Here is a 15439-nt window from a genome sequence, read left to right as displayed (position 1 = left end):
CCTGTTCGTATGGAGATACCCGAGGGGCTGGGGTCACACGTCCTCGATACGCTCGCGCCGAACATCGCAGTACTGGACGATGAGGGCGCGATTCTGGGGACGAACGAGGCCTGGAAGTCCTTCGCCGAGGAGAACGAGCTCCAGCCGCCGGCAGACGGCGTCGGCGTCAACTACGTCGAGGTCTGCGAGGACAGCGACAGCCCGTACGCCGAGCAGGCAGTCGAGGGCGTTCGGGCCGTCCTCGAGGGCGAACGGGAGACGTTTACCCTCGAGTACCCCTGCCACTCGCCGGACTCCCAGCGGTGGTTCCAGCTGGTCGTCGAACCGACGCGCTACGAGGGCGAGCTGTACGCGATCGTCACCCACTGGAACATCACCGAGCGCAAGCTGAACGAACGGCGGGTCGAGGAGTCCAACGAACGCCTTCAACAGTTCGCTTACGCCGTTTCCCACGACCTCCAGGAACCCCTGCGAATGATCACGAGCTACCTCGGACTGATCGAGCGTCGCTACGAGGACGAGCTCGACGAGGACGGCCGGGAGTTCATCGAGTTCGCCGTCGACGGCGCCGAACGAATGCGTGACATGATCGAGGGGCTGCTCGAGTACTCCCGCGTCGAGACCCGCGGGGACCCGTTCGAACCCGTCGATCTCGAGACCGTTCTCGAGGAGGTCAGCACGGACCTGCAGATGGCGATCGACGACGATGGCGGCGAGCTGACGATCGAGTCGCTACCGACGGTCGAGGGCGACCGAAGCCAGCTCCGGCGACTGTTCCAGAACCTGCTCGAGAACGCGATCACGTACTCGGGAGAGGACTCCCCACGGGTCCACGTCGAGGCCGAGGAAAGCGACGGCGAGTGGATCGTCGCGGTCAGCGACGACGGGATCGGGATCGCTCCCGGAGATCAGGACCGGATCTTCGACGTCTTCGATCGACTCCACAGCCGCGAGGAGTACGAGGGGACAGGGATCGGACTCGCGCTGTGTGAACGGATCGCCGAGCGCCACGGCGGGAGCATCGAGGTCGACTCCGAGCCCGGAGAGGGGTCGACGTTCTTCGTGACGCTGCCTGCCGCCTGAGGCGCTTCGATCGCCCGCGGAGTTCGTCGCAGACGACGTCTCCCGCGCGGAAAACGCCCAATTTCGTTTTTCACCCGGTTCCTCACACAACGTATATTATTGGACGAATCGTACGGCATCGTATGCCCGACGGGGAGAGTGAACGAAGGATGGCCGTCTGCACCTCCTGCGAATCCGCTTACGCCGCCGAAGTGTGGGCGGACGGAACGATCAAACCGATCGGAACGAAAGACGGCTGTCGCTGTGGATCGACGGAGTTCCGAGTAGTCGAACACTCGTCGGACGTCGTCCCGGAGCCGGAAGAGCCGACCGACGCTGCCGACCCGTAGTCCGCTCGCGAGGCCGGTCGCACTCGAGCGGCGGTACGTCGAGCGCCCGGCTCGGTGACGACGCGGAGGGTTCGACGCTCGTTCCGGACCGTCTCGAGCGCGCCCGTTCCGAACGCCCCGGCCGACTCCGGACGCGGCGCGTGAAACGAGACGTCGCCGAGAGGGGACGCCGTCCGCTGTCTCCGGAACCCCACCCCACCGCGTCCAGTGTCCCGTTCGAGTCTCGAGCCGTCACGATCGGCGTTCGCTCCTGCACCCCATCGCGTCCAGTGTCCCATCGCGGTCAGACAACGGCGATCGGTCTCGAATTCGTTTGGAAGGAGGAGTCCCCCACCCCATCGTGTCCAGTGTCTCAGTGCGATCGGGCGCTGCGGTCGAGCCGTCGCTGGATCGCTTCGGTTACCCCCACTACGTCCACTGTCTCGTCGAGCGCCTCGAGCAACAGATCCGGATTCGTATCGAGCGCATACTCGTAGTACCGTCCGCCGACCTCGCCCTCGTTCCGTTCCGTTCGGCTCGCGATACCCAACATCGCGAGTTCGTTCAGGTGATCCCGCATCCGACGCGGAACGAGCGAGTCCGCCGCAGCCCGATCGCAGACGATCTCGTACCGATCCTGGATGTCGCGCGCTCGAGTCGGCGTCTGACCCTCCTCGTGAAGCATCACGAGCGCGTACAGGACGAGCTGGCCTTGCTGGGTGAGCCCCGCAACGCCGTCGGCGATACGACTTCGCTCGAGCGTCGTCGACGTATTCCCCCGTGATCCGTTCGGTCCCTCGCTCGACTGCGACGTCGCTGGCTTCTATCAACAGAGTCAAAAGGCGAGCAGCGGCGGAGTCGTCAGAGGCAGGACAGCCGCCGTACGCGAAGCGAACGGAGGCCGACCGAAGACACTGGACACGCTGGGGGGAGGGGGATCGAGAACGTTCGTCTCCAGCGTTGAATTCCCGACTCCAGCCCCGAACTCGATTCGAGAGAGCGCCCGAGCTACAGCCCCTGAACGGAGCCGATCGCACTCGAGAGCGGCGGGGCGTCGAAGACGTCCAGTCCGGTGTAGGTGTTGGTGCCGGCACAGTACATGTTTCGGGCCGTCTCGAGCACACGGTCGTCGAGTGGTTTCGGCTCGACGTCACAGAGGGACCGCCAGTCGGCGATATCCTCCTGTTTGGCCTGTGCCTTCGCGGCCTCGACGGCCTGGACCCACTCGGGCTGGGTTCGCTTGTGGTACTGGCGCAGCACCTCCTTCGAGAGCTGGGTCGCCCCGTAGCTGAACCGGTTCTCGTCGAACGTGCCGACGACGTCCGCGACCCCGACGTCGCCCTTGTAGTAGAGACACTCGATCTTGCCGTCCTGATGGACCAGCTCGGTCTCGGCGGCCTGCTCGGTGATGACTCGGTTGACCTCGAGCGCGAGCGACTCGAGCTCGTCGAGATCGGCTTTTCCGGCGATCTTGTCGGCCTCCGCGCGGTCGAGCTGGCGGTCGCTCTCCTCGTACTTCGTCGTGAACTCGACGACCGGCTCCGGGAGGTCGACGGGTTCGTCGGGCCACTCCTCGAGTTCGAGCCCGTGATCTTCGGGGTCGGTTCGCCGGCGCAGGCTCGAGCCGATCGGGACGCGGTTTCGGAAGACGATCTCGAGGGGGATCAGGAAGTTCTCGCCCGCGGCCTCGTGGTAGCTGTCGTAGTCGTACTCCAGGCCCTCGTTGGGCAGCGTCGGCGTCTGGGTCAGATCGATCGCCATCTGCCAGGGCGGGCGCGAGGCCTCCTCGAGCGAGCACACCTCGCCGTTCTCGACGACACCGCGGTAGTGGGTCGGCACGCCGGCCTCCTCGAGCAGCTCGAAGTTGAACGCGCCCATCGTACAGAGGCTCGCGCCCTTGTCGGGGATCTGATCGGGCATCTTCCCCCAGTCGAACACGGAGTAGTCGTCGGTGAAGACGAACGAGCCCTCACCGAGGCTGTCGGGGGTGGCCTCCGCCTCGATGTGGAACTCCTTGACGCTCGTCATCCGAGACACCTCTGGGCAGCCGGGCGGCCGCGGTTCATGTGTCAGATGCGGAGGCCGGACGGTAAGAAGGTTTCAGTATCGGCGCGGACGGTGTCTACCGTGGACCCGGATATCCGTTAATTGCTAACATATACCCGGCCGGCGTCCCTCCGAATCGTATGGAACTCAACTACAGACGACGCGGCAGCGGCGAGCCGCTGCTCCTCGTTCACGGACTGGGCGGCAGCTGGCGAACGTGGACGCCGGTACTCGACGCGCTGGCCGCCGAGCGGGACGTGATCGCGGTCGATCTCCCCGGGCACGGCGAGACGCCGTCGCCGTCGGGCGAGGTCTCCATCGACACCCTCGCTACGGCCGTCACCTCGTTTCTGGAGGCTCGTGATCTCGAGGGAGTCGACGTCGTCGGAAACTCGATGGGCGGACGACTCGTCCTCGAGCTCGCGCGCAGGGGAACGGTCGGTTCGACCGTCGCGCTCGCTCCGGGCGGGTTCTGGACGGGATGGGAGCGATACTTCTTTTACGCGACCCTCGCACCGTCGATCCGTCTCGTTCGCCTGCTACAGCCGGTTATGGGGCGGCTCACGGCCAGTGCGGTGGGTCGGACGCTGCTCCTGGCACAGCTCTCGGCACGTCCCTGGGAGCTGCCCGCGGACGTCACCCGCGAGGAGATGCGAACCTTCGCCGACTCGTCCGCCTTCGACGAGCTGTTGTATCGGTTGGCCTTCGGAGCCGGGCAGTCCGGAACGGACTCGGCGACGGGATCGATCGTGATCGGGTGGGGACGGACGGATCGGGTTACCCTTCCCCGGCAGGCGAAGCGAGCGCTGAACCGGTTTCCGAACGCGCAGCTGTACTGGTTCGAGGAGTGCGGGCACTACCCGCACTGGGATGCCCCCGACGAGACCGCGCGGTTGATCCTCGCCGGTACCGCCGGCGACGACTCCGACGGCTCGTGAGTCGGTCCCAGTACGCGAACGAAACGAATCCGACCGCTCGCATCCCTCGAAGCGACCGTCGCTCGACGAACTGAACGACCGATCCACCACCCTTTTCTCGCTGTACTGGTATTGATACGCCGATGGAGCGACCGGTGACCGAGGCAGATCTCGAGTTCGATCACGTTCCCGACACCGACCAGTCCTTCGAGAACGCGCTCGCGAAGGCCCGCGACGGCGACCGCCTGAGCGTCGACGATGCGATCGAGCTGCTGACAACGGGAACGGACGGCGAGGGGATCGACCGCCGACGCAAGGAGCGCGTGCTCGAGGCGGCCGACCGACGCCGGGCCGATGTCGTCGGCGAGGAGGTCACCTTCGTCGCGAACCTGAACAACAACGTCACCACCGCCTGCAACGTGGGCTGTCTGTTCTGTAACTTCAAGGACGCCGCCCACACCTTCGAGAGCGAGTACGAGGCCGAAACGGCGGGCTTTACGAAAACGCCGTCCGAATCCCGCCAGATCGTCGCCGACGCGGTCGACCGGGGCATCTACGAGGTTACCTCGGTCTCCGGTCTCCACCCCGCGTTCGCGCTCGACGACGAGCACCTCGAGATCCTCCGCGAGCATCCGACTCCGAAGGAAGTCAACTTCAAACCGCCCGAGGCCTACGAAACCGATCCCGGGACCTACGCCGAGCAGCTCGAGGCGATGAGCGTCGACGGCGTCCACGTCCACTCGATGACCCCCGAGGAGGCCTACCACGCCCGCCGGGGGACCGACTGGTCCTACGAGGAGGTCTACCGGCGGCTACAGGCGGCGGGGCTGGACACCGTTCCGGGAACGGCCGCCGAGATCCTCGTCGACGAGGTCCGCGACGTGATCTGTCCCGGCAAGATCGGCACCGAGGGGTGGCTCGAGGCGATGGAGGCCGCCGCGGACGTCGGGCTCGGGCTGACGGCGACGATCATGTACGGCCACGTCGAGAACGAGGCCCACCGCGCGATGCACCTGAAACGAGTACGGGAGCTCCAGGAGCGCGTCGACGGCGCAATCACGGAGTTCGTCCCCCTTTCGTTCGTCCATCAGAACACGCCGCTGTTCGAACACGACGTCGTCTCGAGCGGGCCGAGCGACGACGAGGACGAGCTGCTGATCGCCGTCTCGCGGCTGTTCCTCAACAATATCGATCACATCCAGTCCTCGTGGGTCAAGTACGGCGATCAGCAGGGGCTGAAGATGCTCTCCTGTGGCGCCGACGACTTCATGGGGACGATCCTCTCCGAGGAGATCACCAAGCGCGCCGGCGGCGAGTACGGCGAGTTCCGCTCCTTTTCGGACTACGTCAAGCTAATCGAGTCGATCGGCCGCGTTCCGGTCGAACGGTCGACCGACTACGAGAAGCGGCGCGTTGTCGACTCCGGGAATCCGCCGTTCGGCCCCGAACTCGGCCCGAAGGCCGACGGGACGCCGCTGCTCGAGCGCGACGAGCGGACGGTTCCGGCCGACGACTGACCCCGACGCAGCTTTTTGCCGGCGCTGGGCGTACCGGCGCCTATGAACCACCTCCTCGAGATCGGCGACCGCAGCTGGCGGTTGCCGAACCACGCCCATCTCGTCGTCTACGAGCGCGAGGAAAGCGAGCGCGGTCTGCTCACGATCTACGACTGCGGGGCGACCCAGGGACCGCCGAAGGCGCAGTTGCTGGGAACGCTCGAGACCGTAGAGGCGGACGCCGTAATCGAGCCGACCCCGACCGGGCGCGTCGTGAGCCTGCGCGAGGGGGCGACGCTCGAGCGAGCGGACAAGGATCGGTACCGGATCGTCTGACTCCGCTCACTTCGCGCCGCGGGCGAGTCCCGGACCGTCGTCCTCGCGTTCGGTGAGTTCGACGGCCGGCTCCTCGCCCGCCGAGCGGGCGACCGCGAGCGCGAGTGCAGCGATAGCAAGCAGGCCGATGGCGCCGCCGCCGACCGAGACGATCGACAGCCCGCCGAGGAAGAGACTGCCGACGAGGATCGCTGCACCCAGGACGAGCCCGGCAACCGGAACGCCGAACGCAATGGTATCACTGTGCATACGATCCCTACGGCTCGAGCGAGAATATACGTCGTTGCCGCTTCACTGGTACGTCCGGAAAACAGGCCTGTTGGCGTCTCGGGGGGATCAGCTCCCGCTCTCGCGTCGACCACCGTGTTCCGCGTAGAACCGATCGACGAGCCACCCCGTGGCGTTCGTCTTGTGCCCGTCGGGAACGTAGACGAACGGGATCGGCGCGTCGAACGCCCGCTCGCCGTACAGCCCCCAGTCGCCCGCCGAGCGGGTCGTCCCGCCGTAGGCGATCGGGATCTCCTTTAGCTCCGCGGGCTCGTACTCCGGAACGTACGAGCGCTCGATCCAGACCTCGTGGACGGGCAGGTCGAACCGCTCGGCGAGCGCCGCCTCCAGCCGATCGTCGTTCGAGACGAGCCACTGGCCGAACGCGTCGAGATCGGCGTCGATACGGTCGGCGTAGGCGATGCGGTGTTTCCAGCAGGTCTTCGGGAACCGTCGCCGCCGAAAGCGCTCGTGGAGCGCCGCGAGCGTCGTCTCGGGGTTGTCACGGGCGGCGACCCGAAGTCGCTCCATCACCGTGTTGTCGTCGACGTATCCCTCGAGAATTCCCTCGAGCGTCACCGGCGGTTCGCCCGTCACGGCGGCGAGCTCCTCGACGAGCTCCCGCAGAAGAATGTTCGCGTACACCGACTTGTGGTGCTGGGTGACCCACATGTACAGCGCGATCCGGCCCTCGAGGTAGTTGCCGAGCGTCGACAGGGCCTTCTCCGAGAGCGCGAGCCCCTCCTCGGGGTGGGCCGTGTAGGAATCGACCATCCGATCGGTGTCGAAGCTCAACACGTCTGCACCCGTCATCTGGTTGTCCCGCGTGATGTAGTCCAGTCGGTCGACGTCGATTGGCGAGTGGAGCAGCTGGGCGCCGAGTCCGTGCTGCCAGGGGCCACCGCGCTCGTAGACGAGGCTGTAGCCCAGCACGTACGCACAGACCTCGAACGGTTCGACCCCCATCGCCTCCAGGTCCTCCTGGAACTCCCGGAGGATGATCAGACAGCCGAGCAGCTCGTGGTTGTTCGCCGTCCGGAGCGGCGCCTCGTCGACGTCGGCGTCGCGAAACGCCGCGCGCAGTCCGCGGTCGGCGAGGCGCTCGCGGATTTCGCCCGTATCCAGAAATGGCTCGCAGATGTGGGAAAACGGCGGGTGGCCGATATCGTGGAGCAAGCAGGCACACTCGAGGGTCCGCTGGATCTCGTCGAGCACGCGATCGGGCGTGTCGCGCACGAAGTACGGCTCCTCGCGCAGGTTCTCGAACACCGTCCGACCGAGGTGGTAGACCCCCAGACTGTGCTCGAAGCGCGTGTGGTTCGCGCCCGGATACACGAGGTTCGTCGCCGAGAGCTGGCGGACGTACCGGAGCCGCTGGAACGCCGACCGGTCGACGACGCGCTCGACCAGCGGCTCCGGCAGCTCGATGTAGCCGTGTACCGGGTCCTTGATCTGGGTGACCATCGGTTGTGAGAGAACGCGCCCGCCGCGGTCTTACGCTTTCGGTTCCCCTCGCCGCGCGGTCGACCTCGAGCGGCGGACGCCTCCCGAGGCACCGCGACCGGTTGCTCGACCGCATAATTGTATCGGTGAACGAACCTGTATTTGGGTTGGTTCACCCTCGTTTCTGGAAACCGATCCGACATCTCGGCCCCTATTGGGCGATTGTTCCCCTCTAGGAACCATATGTTCGCGTTCTAAGTATAATTCCAGCAAGGCAAGTGTTTATTGAAGCTATGGAGTGCGGTATGGACGCGCTGTCACAGCGCGTGACTTCCATGATTGACCTCCTCCCACGACTGAAGTCGTGGGATTCCTCCGTAGGCAATCCGGCCAGCTGATTACCCCGGCTGTGAACTTGCGGGTTCGCCGACGCTGGGTTGGTCGACCGGGCTCGACTGTTCCCCAAACCGGGCGGGTTTCCAGTCGTGTCCATTCCACTCCCAGTACGTTCCATCACACTCTGAAGAGTTGTCGGATCCGTCCCTGCCGCGTCCAGCAGACAGGGCGGCGGGCCGAGCCATCGGCCCTTCTCTCGCTTGCAGCAGATTCCACGCCCCCGAAACATCACTGTGCGCGTCCAACTCGCAGTCACGGCAATGCAACTCGTCACCGTCCCGCACTACGTCGTCGCTCCCACACACCGGGCATTCGCTGCTCGACCCTGCTTCGCTCACCTGCTCGACGGTGATGCCGACATCGCCGAGCGTGAGTTCTACCCGGTCGACCAGTTGCCCATGAGACCAGAAATCGTGCGTCTTCTCGTTCACTACAGCCGACCAGTGCGTCTCCAACACGTCGGTTAGATCGCCGACGTACACAGTTCCAACGTTGCGTTCGAGCAGCCAGTCCGCCGCGTGTTTCACCGCGGCGTCACGGCTATGGTCACGATTCTCGCCGCGCTCATCGTACACGCGTTGAATGCGCGGGCTCGTATACTGGTCGGCGGGCAGTTGTGACTGCAACTCGGCGATCAACTCGGACAATACGTGGAACCGTTCAAATTCGGGGCGTGCGTGGTACACTGTGGTTTCCCCAGTGGTGGTGACGATGGCGAGGGTGTTATTTGCGCCGACGTCGATGGCGGCCGCGTGCATCGTGTTCTCTGGATCGAGTGTATGAGCGAAGGCATCCAGCCGCTGTTCTTGCAAATGGTCTGGCCGTATGCGAACCGGATGCTTGACACGAAGCGTGTCGGCCGCCTCGTCGTAGACGAGTTCCAACCGCGCGTCGTCACCGCCCCATTGAGGGTTGCCGCGGACTTCCAGCGTGATGCGTTCGTTATGGTCGAAGTCGTATTTCTCTTCGAGTGCGTCGCCGACGCCGAACTCGAGGGTACTCTGGTTTTCGTCCCAGTCGAACTCGTACAGGTCGTTGCGGACGAGGCCGTATAGCTCGTAGCCGTCGTCGCGATTGCCTTTGAACCCGGGCGGGCTGGGTTTCTCGGTGACTGAGGGGTTGTCGGAGTAGTATTTGTCGAGCAGGCGGAAGAACGAGCGCCAGGCTTCGCTGTTTTTTCGGGCGACTTGTTGGCAGGTGGCTTTGCCGAGGACGGGTGCGTACTTGTCGTAGAGGTCTGTGTATTCCGCGTCCCAGACGTCGCCGTCGTCGTCGAAGTATCCGTCAAGGCGTCGGTAGTTGATCTGGTTCCACAGTGGGGCGTGGGTGGCCAACCACTCGAACAAGCACTGGTTATACCGGTCGCTGGTGGGTTTGGCAGTATACTCGTTCGTGCGTCGCGGTCGGTCACTCACGTGTCGCGTGTTTGACTCATTGAAGTGTAAACATTGGGATTGCAGCCGGGTATGGGAGCGTGGCTCGTGTCAGCAGTGACGGATTCATCCCACGACTTCAGTCGTGGGGTTTCTCCTGTCTTCCCTGTAACGAACAGACTCCCGACGACGACAGACGCACAGTACTGAAAACGCTCGCCGCAACGGGGCTCGCTGGCGCCGGTATCGCCGGTGCGAGCGGCTCGGCGAGCGCGAATCCGGGCGGAGGCGGAAACCCTGGCCAGGGCAACGGAAACCCCGGACAGGGCAACGGAAACGTTCCGCGACTGACCTTCGACCTCGACGAGAGGGGCGAGGAGTTCGTCGACGAAGGCGACGACGCCGAAAACATCCCGAATGGGTTCAGCGCCGGAGACGACGCGACGTTCGACGGCGAGCTGATCCTCGAGGACCTCGAGATCGCCGAGGTCGATGGCGATGAACACCTCCTCGCGAGCGGACGACTGCGAGGAACGCTCTCGAGCAACCCGACCGAACAGGTAAACGAGACGTTCGATGGGCTCGACCTCGGGGGACTCCTCGACGGGGTCCTCGAGCTTCTCAGTCCCGAGGAAGCCGGCGAGTGTCCGGTTCTCGATCTGGAAATCGAGCCGATCTTCCTCGATCTGCTCGGGCTCGAACTCGAGACCGAGACGATCGACCTCGATCTGACGGCCGTCGCCGGCGAGGGCAACCTCGTTGGCAACCTGCTGTGTGCGGTCGCGGGCCTGCTCGATCCCTAGAACCGGCCTTCGATTCCGCGCGGTATTTTCTCCGACAGCTGCGAGTGTCGCTCGACGAGCGGTTACGAGTCCGGTCCGGTAGCACCCGCTCGGTGGCGACCGACGAGGCTCTCGCCCTCGAGAACTGCCCGGTAGCGCCGACCGGCCGGGCCCCCGGCCTCGAGCGCGTTCCGAATCTCCGGCGAGATCCACTCGCGGCTGCTCCCGTGAGCACCAGTTCCCGCAGCGGCGACGTCGTCGAACTCGTCGGTCCGTAGGTCGTTCGGCAGGAATCGTTCGTAGACGGGCAGTCGCTCGGCGAGCGGAACGTCGGCGCCCGCTGCGATCTCCTCGAGTTCCCGCAGCGCGGGCCAGGCGTAGTCGGGATTGATGTGGTCGTCGGTGATCGGCGAGACCCCGCCTAGGTCGTCGACGCCGCAGTCGATCAGCTCGCGGGCCGGGGCGAGGTTGGGCGGCACCTGCACCGAGATCTCCTCGGGCAGGGCGACGCGGGCCATCGCCGTTACTCGACGCATCGTCTCGAGTCCGGGACTCCCGTCGGACCACCGCTCGTTCTCGGCAACGGGCTGGACGATCGCCTCCTGGACGTGATCGTAGCGTTCGTGGAGTTCGCGGATCGCCAGCAGGCTCTCGGCGCGGTCGCGCCAGTCCTCACCGATCCCGACCAGAATACCGGTGGTGAAGGCGACGTCGAGTTTCCCCGCGTTCTCGATCGTCCGCAGGCGCTGCCCGGGCTCCTTTCGTCGGGGACCCGCGTGGGCGCCGACCTCGGCCGTCGTCTCGAGCATCACGCCCATGCTGGCGTTGACGTCCGACACCGTCTCCATCTGCTCGAGGGTCTGATCGCCGGGGTTCGAGTGGGGGAGCAGCCCCGCCTCGAGGGCGACCTCGCAGGCCGCCCGCAGGTAGTCGTGGATCGAGTCGTACCCCCACTCGGCGAGCTGGGCGTGGATCTCGGTGTACCGGTCGTCGGGATCGTCACCGAACGTAAACAGCGCCTCCGTGCAGCCGGCGTCGGCGCCGCGCTCGCAGATCTCCCGGACCTCCTCGAGCGAGAGGAGCGAGGCTTCACCGGGCGGGTCGAAGTACGTGCAGTAGGTGCAGGTGTAGCGGCAGGCGGTCGTCAGCGGGACGAAGACGTTCCGACAGAACGAGAGTTCCGGCGGCGCGGCGACGTCCTCGGGGGTGACCTCGAGCAGCCGCTCGACGGCCGCGTCGTCGATCTCGAGGGCGACGCCGTACTCGCTCGCGCCGGGAATCATCACCTCGGAGTGTCGTCGCCGGGACCATAAGGGCTTCTCGTTGGGTCGGGACCGTTCTCGGCCCGCGATGACGATCGGCTTGGCCCGTCTTCGGGGCCTCAGCTTGAGGTCGCGTTTCCAACCCGGACGACTCCGACCCGCCCGTCATCGGCCTCGAGTTCGAACCCCCGCTCCCGGAGATAGGCGGGCGCTCGATCGGTGCCGTGGACCAGCACCTCGACGAGATCGGCCGGCTCGTCGATATCGGTCGAGAGCCGGAAGGAGTCAACGACCGCGAGCTCGGCCCCGACCTCGGCGGCGATCTCCCGGTGGTCGAGGAGGGAGCCGCCGTGGTAGTCCACCCGAAACTCGGGGAGGTCCACGACGAGGGCGTTGGTCCCTGCCCCGCGGCCGGGGGCGATGGCGACGTCGCCCCCGGCGGCGAAGAGTCGCTCGAGGGCGTCGGGCGTCGCCAGCGCGAGGTCGGCCATCACGACGGCGACGGGGTCGTCCTCGGGGCTCTCCGGCAGCCGGGCGTTAACCGCCGTCGTCAGCGGGCGGCCGTCGACGACTACCGGCGCCGAAATCGGCTCCTCGAGGTCGAGCGGCGCCGTCGAGAGTACTGTCGGCTCGTAGCCGGCAGCGTCGATCGCGACCAGCACGTCGCACAACATCGCCCGCGCGAACGCCGCCCGCTCGTCGGCCGAGAGCACCGGATCGAGGCGCGTTTTCGGTGCGTCGGCCGCGAACGGAACGAGGACGCGCATTCGGCTACCGTTGCCGGCACGCGGGCAAAAACGCGTCGGAGCTCAAAAGAGGGGCTCGAGCTCGTCGGCCTCGTCGGCGACGAGGGTCTCGAGGTTCTGCTCGCGCTCGGCCTCGATGTCGTCGATCCGGTCCTGGGCCTCGATCGCGACCTCCTGGAGGCGTTTGATGCGGGGGACGTTCGTCACGCCCGACAGCAGAACGACGGCGTCGACCTCGGGTTCCTGGCGGGGGTAGTCCCCGCCGCGGACCTCCATCGAGCCGGTCTCGTCCTCGAGCCAGGTCCGGCCCCGCTCGATCCCCTTGCGGTTGAGGTACGACGACGGGCCAGCGAGCACCAGCAACGCCCGTTCGGTGCCGTCGACCTCGCACGGAAGGGTGAGCCGTCCGAGGGTCGCCTTCCGGACGAGGCTCGTGATGCGGTTGGTCGTCTCGGCGGTGTCAAGCCCGGCTCCCTCGTCACCGCCCGTAAACCGCGAGAGCAGCCCGCCCGACTCGAGTTCGACGTCCTCGCTGGCGAAGCCGATCGTCGAGACGCCCCCGCCGGCGAGGGTGTTGATAATCTCCGAGGAGTCGACGACGCTCTCGGCGACGTCCTCGCCCTCGCGGATCTCGCCGGCGCCGAAGAGGATGGCGAGTCGACGAACGATCTCGCCGTTGATCTGGTCATAGCTCCCCTCGACGGACTCGCCGGTCTGGCGCCAGGAGTCGTTGTCGAAGACGAGCAGGTTGTCCGTCTCGCGGACGAACGTCTGGAACGATCGGGCCGCGTTGAGCGTGTAGATCCCGCCCTCGTCGGCGCCCGGCAACACGCCGAGCCCGTAGACGGGGATCGTGTAGATCCGTTTGAGGTGGTCGGCCAGCACCGGCGCGCCGCCGGAGCCGGTCCCGCCGCCCATTCCGGCGACGATCAAGAAGGCGTCGACCTCGTGGGTCGGGATCGAGTCGACGGCGTGTTGGATCTCGTCGACGTTGTTCTCAGCGATCTCGGCGCCGAGCTCGTTGTCGGCGCCCACGCCGTGGCCGTTGACCTCGGCCTGCCCGATGAGCACGCGGTTCTCCTCGGGGATCCGCTCGAGACCCATCAGATCCGCCTTCGCGGAGTTGACGGCGACGGCCGCCCGAACGATCCCGCCGCCGGTCCGATCGTCGTGCTCGAGGAAGCGATCGACGATCTTGCCGCCGGCCTGTCCGAATCCGATCATCGCCAGTTTCATTGCGTATCAGAGGTCTCCGTTGTCTGACCGAGTGCTATCGCGGGCATAAGTTTTGTGTCGAAAGAGAATTTCAGCTTATGCTATAACTGTGGCCGCGGTCCGCCACCGGGTACCATCAGTCGGCCGCCGGCGCCTCGACCTCGAGCCCGAGGTGTTCCTTGAGCGTCGTCAGCCCCTCGAGGTCGAACCCGAAGGCGGTGACGTCGTTGTCCGCGAGGGTGTTGTCCATCTCGAGCGAGCGGGCCTGGTCCGGGCCGAAGGGGATGAACGAAACCGATTTCGCGGCCGTCAGCCCGAGTTTCGTCAGCTCCATCGGGATCGGAACGATGGTGACGGACTTGCCCTCGGCCGCGTAGGCCAGTTCGGTGACGTCGGCCAGCGTCGCGACCTGGGGGCCCGCGAACTCGTAGGTCTCGCCGACGTGGGCGTCGTCCTCGAGGATGTCGGCGAGCATCGGGACCAGATCGCCGACCCAGATCGGCTGGAAACGAGTCTTCCCGCCCCCGGGAAGTCCCGTGACGTGGGGCGTCGTCAGCTGCTTGGTGAACTCGACGAACTCCCCGCCGTCGCCGAAGACGACGGAGGGGCGGACGATCGTCCACTCGAGGTCGGATCCGGTGACGACGGACTCGGCTCGCCCCTTCGATCGGATGTAGTCTGTCGCCCCGTCGGCGTCGGCGCCGAGCGCGCTCATCTGGACGAACCGGTCGACGCCGCGTTCCTCACAGGCCCGGACGAGATTTTTCGTACCGCCGAGGTGAACCTCCTGGTGGCTGGTTCCCTCGGGGGGTTCGTACAGCGGCGACAGCGAGACGAGGTTGACGACGGCGTCGTGGCCCTCGACTTCCTCGACGATCGAGTCGTAGGCGCTGGCGTCGCCCATCGCGCGGTCGATCCCCGGCGGGAGATCGGCCTCGTCGGGGCTCCGGGAGAGTGCGGTCACGTTGTGACCCCGCTCGTGCAGTTCCGTACAGAGATGCGTCCCGATGAAGCCGGTGCCGCCGGCGACGAGAACGTTCATACCCTCATCAACTCCCTCGACGGGGAAATAGGGGACGGCGACATTGTAAGGGTCGGTCGGGCGGTCGCCGGTCTCTCTGGTTCGTCAGAGCCATGTATCCGCCCCGGTCAGTTCGGGTATGCTCGTGACGCTCGAGGGACTGGACGGGAGCGGGAAGACGACGGTCTGGGAGGCGCTGCAGGACGTCTACCCCGACGCGATGTTTACGACCGAGCCCACCTCCGGCGAGACGGGATCGTGGTACGGCGAGGCCGTCTACCGATCGATCGCCGACGACGACGCCGACCCGCTGGCCGAACTGTTCCTCTACACCGCCGACCACGCCGACCACCTCTCCCGGGTGATCGAACCCGCCCTCGAGCGCGGCGACCTCGTCATCTCGGATCGCTACTCCGACTCCCGCTACGCCTACCAGGGGGCGACCCTCGAGGCGGACGGCCGGATCACCCGCCCGCTCGAGTACGTCGTCGGGATCCACAGCGCGTTCTCGATCGAGCCCGACCTGACGATCTACCTGGATCTAGACCCCGAGACGGCCGCCGCCCGCGCGGGGACGACGAACAAGTTCGAACGCGCCGAGTACCTCTCGAACGTGCGGGACAACTACGAGCGGTTGATCGAGCGGGACCCGGGTCGGTTCGTTCGAGTAGACGCCACCCAGCCGCCGGAGGTCGTCCTCGAGCGCGTCGAGAACGTGCTGGCGAACGCGCTCGAGCGCGAGGAGTAA

At 66.1% G+C, this 15439-nt stretch carries 16 protein-coding genes; 7 read left to right on the top strand and 9 right to left on the bottom strand.

Features of this window, described 5'->3' with window-relative positions:
- The first annotated feature begins 9 nt into the window (after positions 1-9).
- Both ACFEMD_RS11820 and ACFEMD_RS11815 read left to right on the top strand, forming a co-directional pair.
- Positions 10-1083 carry a PAS domain-containing sensor histidine kinase gene (locus ACFEMD_RS11820; RefSeq protein WP_394741201.1) on the top strand — a complete coding sequence of 358 codons (1074 nt, stop codon included), beginning with the start codon at positions 10-12 and terminating at the stop codon, positions 1081-1083.
- Positions 1084-1205: 122 nt separating this feature from the next.
- Positions 1206-1412 (top strand): hypothetical protein, encoded by a 207-nt coding sequence (locus tag ACFEMD_RS11815; RefSeq protein ID WP_394741200.1) that lies wholly within the window; start codon positions 1206-1208, stop codon positions 1410-1412.
- Positions 1413-1764: 352 nt separating this feature from the next.
- Here the strand turns inward: ACFEMD_RS11815 and ACFEMD_RS11810 are convergent, their stop codons facing one another.
- Both ACFEMD_RS11810 and ACFEMD_RS11805 read right to left on the bottom strand, forming a co-directional pair.
- Positions 1765-2076 (bottom strand): hypothetical protein, encoded by a 312-nt coding sequence (locus ACFEMD_RS11810; protein ID WP_394741199.1) that lies wholly within the window; start codon positions 2074-2076, stop codon positions 1765-1767.
- A gap of 323 nt (positions 2077-2399) precedes the next feature.
- Positions 2400-3419: a phosphoribosylaminoimidazolesuccinocarboxamide synthase gene (locus ACFEMD_RS11805; RefSeq protein ID WP_394741198.1), complete on the bottom strand. Its 1020-nt coding sequence runs from the start codon at positions 3417-3419 to the stop codon at positions 2400-2402.
- Positions 3420-3577: 158 nt separating this feature from the next.
- On the opposite strand from ACFEMD_RS11805, the gene ACFEMD_RS11800 reads away from it, so the two are divergent.
- From ACFEMD_RS11800 to ACFEMD_RS11790, 3 genes are all read left to right on the top strand, one after another.
- Complete coding sequence (locus tag ACFEMD_RS11800; protein ID WP_394741197.1) at positions 3578-4375, top strand: alpha/beta fold hydrolase; 798 nt, start codon at positions 3578-3580, stop codon at positions 4373-4375.
- A 122-nt stretch (positions 4376-4497) separates the two neighbouring features.
- Complete coding sequence (cofH, locus tag ACFEMD_RS11795) at positions 4498-5871, top strand: 7,8-didemethyl-8-hydroxy-5-deazariboflavin synthase subunit CofH (protein ID WP_394741196.1); 1374 nt, start codon at positions 4498-4500, stop codon at positions 5869-5871.
- Positions 5872-5913: 42 nt separating this feature from the next.
- On the top strand, positions 5914-6186 hold the full coding sequence (locus tag ACFEMD_RS11790) for a hypothetical protein (RefSeq protein WP_394741195.1): 273 nt from the start codon (positions 5914-5916) through the stop codon (positions 6184-6186).
- A 6-nt stretch (positions 6187-6192) separates the two neighbouring features.
- Here ACFEMD_RS11790 and ACFEMD_RS11785 read toward each other — a convergent pair whose 3' ends face one another.
- The 3 genes from ACFEMD_RS11785 to ACFEMD_RS11775 all read right to left on the bottom strand — a co-directional run bounded on the left by ACFEMD_RS11785 (position 6193) and on the right by ACFEMD_RS11775 (position 9707).
- Entirely contained in the window at positions 6193-6435 is a 243-nt protein-coding gene (locus ACFEMD_RS11785; RefSeq protein WP_394741194.1) for a hypothetical protein, read from the bottom strand.
- Positions 6436-6522: 87 nt separating this feature from the next.
- A complete protein-coding gene (locus ACFEMD_RS11780) occupies positions 6523-7917 on the bottom strand; it encodes an HD domain-containing protein (RefSeq protein WP_394741193.1) in 1395 nt (464 codons plus the stop codon).
- A gap of 377 nt (positions 7918-8294) precedes the next feature.
- The gene (locus ACFEMD_RS11775) at positions 8295-9707 is read right to left on the bottom strand and encodes an RNA-guided endonuclease TnpB family protein (RefSeq protein WP_394741192.1); all 1413 of its coding nucleotides are present in this window, start codon (positions 9705-9707) and stop codon (positions 8295-8297) included.
- 59 nt (positions 9708-9766) lie between these two features.
- On the opposite strand from ACFEMD_RS11775, the gene ACFEMD_RS11770 reads away from it, so the two are divergent.
- A complete protein-coding gene (locus ACFEMD_RS11770; RefSeq protein WP_394741191.1) occupies positions 9767-10468 on the top strand; it encodes a hypothetical protein in 702 nt (233 codons plus the stop codon).
- Positions 10469-10530: 62 nt separating this feature from the next.
- Here ACFEMD_RS11770 and cofG read toward each other — a convergent pair whose 3' ends face one another.
- From cofG to ACFEMD_RS11750, 4 genes are all read right to left on the bottom strand, one after another.
- Complete coding sequence (cofG, locus tag ACFEMD_RS11765; protein WP_394741190.1) at positions 10531-11730, bottom strand: 7,8-didemethyl-8-hydroxy-5-deazariboflavin synthase subunit CofG; 1200 nt, start codon at positions 11728-11730, stop codon at positions 10531-10533.
- Positions 11731-11828: 98 nt separating this feature from the next.
- A complete protein-coding gene (gene cofC / locus ACFEMD_RS11760) occupies positions 11829-12476 on the bottom strand; it encodes a 2-phospho-L-lactate guanylyltransferase (protein WP_394741189.1) in 648 nt (215 codons plus the stop codon).
- Positions 12477-12518: 42 nt separating this feature from the next.
- Positions 12519-13691, bottom strand: coding sequence for a tubulin/FtsZ family protein (locus ACFEMD_RS11755; RefSeq protein WP_394741188.1), 1173 nt, complete (start codon positions 13689-13691; stop codon positions 12519-12521).
- 115 nt (positions 13692-13806) lie between these two features.
- Positions 13807-14712, bottom strand: a complete 906-nt coding sequence (locus tag ACFEMD_RS11750) for a complex I NDUFA9 subunit family protein (protein WP_394741187.1) — start codon at positions 14710-14712, stop codon at positions 13807-13809.
- Positions 14713-14830: 118 nt separating this feature from the next.
- Here ACFEMD_RS11750 and tmk point away from each other — a divergent pair, with 118 nt between their 5' ends.
- Positions 14831-15439 (top strand): dTMP kinase, encoded by a 609-nt coding sequence (tmk, locus tag ACFEMD_RS11745; protein WP_394741186.1) that lies wholly within the window; start codon positions 14831-14833, stop codon positions 15437-15439.

It is taken from the genome of Natronococcus roseus (assembly GCF_043677095.1).
Lineage (GTDB): Archaea > Halobacteriota > Halobacteria > Halobacteriales > Natrialbaceae > Natronococcus > Natronococcus roseus.
This window is presented reverse-complemented; position numbering and strand designations above follow the sequence as displayed.

Coding starts and splice junctions, on each gene's coding strand:
- ACFEMD_RS11820 (WP_394741201.1), top strand. CDS start 10: ATGGAGATACCCGAGGGGCTGGGGTCACACGTCCTCGATACGCTCGCG.
- ACFEMD_RS11815 (WP_394741200.1), top strand. CDS start 1,206: ATGCCCGACGGGGAGAGTGAACGAAGGATGGCCGTCTGCACCTCCTGC.
- ACFEMD_RS11810 (WP_394741199.1), bottom strand. CDS start 2,076: ATGCTTCACGAGGAGGGTCAGACGCCGACTCGAGCGCGCGACATCCAG.
- ACFEMD_RS11805 (WP_394741198.1), bottom strand. CDS start 3,419: ATGACGAGCGTCAAGGAGTTCCACATCGAGGCGGAGGCCACCCCCGAC.
- ACFEMD_RS11800 (WP_394741197.1), top strand. CDS start 3,578: ATGGAACTCAACTACAGACGACGCGGCAGCGGCGAGCCGCTGCTCCTC.
- cofH (WP_394741196.1), top strand. CDS start 4,498: ATGGAGCGACCGGTGACCGAGGCAGATCTCGAGTTCGATCACGTTCCC.
- ACFEMD_RS11790 (WP_394741195.1), top strand. CDS start 5,914: ATGAACCACCTCCTCGAGATCGGCGACCGCAGCTGGCGGTTGCCGAAC.
- ACFEMD_RS11785 (WP_394741194.1), bottom strand. CDS start 6,435: ATGCACAGTGATACCATTGCGTTCGGCGTTCCGGTTGCCGGGCTCGTC.
- ACFEMD_RS11780 (WP_394741193.1), bottom strand. CDS start 7,917: ATGGTCACCCAGATCAAGGACCCGGTACACGGCTACATCGAGCTGCCG.
- cofG (WP_394741190.1), bottom strand. CDS start 11,730: ATGATTCCCGGCGCGAGCGAGTACGGCGTCGCCCTCGAGATCGACGAC.
- cofC (WP_394741189.1), bottom strand. CDS start 12,476: ATGCGCGTCCTCGTTCCGTTCGCGGCCGACGCACCGAAAACGCGCCTC.
- ACFEMD_RS11755 (WP_394741188.1), bottom strand. CDS start 13,691: ATGAAACTGGCGATGATCGGATTCGGACAGGCCGGCGGCAAGATCGTC.
- ACFEMD_RS11750 (WP_394741187.1), bottom strand. CDS start 14,712: ATGAACGTTCTCGTCGCCGGCGGCACCGGCTTCATCGGGACGCATCTC.
- tmk (WP_394741186.1), top strand. CDS start 14,831: ATGCTCGTGACGCTCGAGGGACTGGACGGGAGCGGGAAGACGACGGTC.